Here is an 871-nt window from a genome sequence, read left to right on the forward strand (position 1 = left end):
CAGGGGGTCGCGGTCCACCATGGGCCACTCCAGGATCTGCGTGGCCGCACGGATCACGCCGGGCACGTCCAGCCAGTCGAAGCGCCACGCGCCGAAGGTGGGCAGCAGGTCGTCCACCGCGCCGGGCCGGCTCCAGTCGGCGCGGTCGGGCGCCCGGAGCCCGCCGCCGAAGCCGTCCTCGCGCAGGCGGCGGTCGGCCACCCAGTTGATGAGCTGCGTGCCGTCCGCCGCGGGCGGCGCGATCGGGTAGACCACGAACTTCGCCCGGCGGTGGCCGGCCTGCACCATGGTGCGCCCGTCCAGGAAAGGCCGCGCGACCGTGGTGCCGCGCCACATCATCATGCCGTTCCAGCACGGCGCGCCTTCATCGGGGAAAAACTGGCGCCGCAGCGCCGAATGGATGCCGTCCGCGCCGATCAGCAGGTCGCAGGGCAGCGCCTCGGTGCGGCCATCGGCATGGGCGATGTGGGCGGTGGCGCCGGCGTCGTCCTGCGTGCTGCCGGTGATGCGGGCGCCGCTGCGCATCGCCGCCGCGCCGAGGCGCCGCGCCGCCTCGTCCCACATGAACATCTGCAGCTGCCCGCGATGCACGCTCAACTGCGGATGGCTGTAGCCCGCGGCCACGCCGCGCCGGTCTTCGTAGATCGGCTGGCCGTGGCGGTTGGCGAAGACCAGCGCCGCGGTCTCCACCCCCATCGTGCGCAGCGCGGGCAGCAGCCCCAGGCCATCGAGCACCGCCACGGCGTGCGGCAGCAGGTTGATGCCGACGCCGAGCGGCTTCAGGTGCGCGGACGCCTCGCACACGGTGATGCGGTGGCCTTGCGCCGCCAGGGCCAGCGCGGCCGTGAGGCCGCCGATGCCGCCGCCGGCG

The 871-nt window shown here is 74.9% G+C and carries 1 protein-coding gene; it reads right to left on the reverse strand.

Annotated features, from left to right (window positions below; genetic code table 11):
* Nucleotides 1–871, reverse strand: an 871-nt coding sequence (locus tag AC27KI_RS26070; protein ID WP_487116747.1) for an FAD-dependent monooxygenase, incomplete at both ends; no start/stop codon positions are given.

It is taken from the genome of Acidovorax sp. KPB24-03 (genome assembly GCF_057546605.1).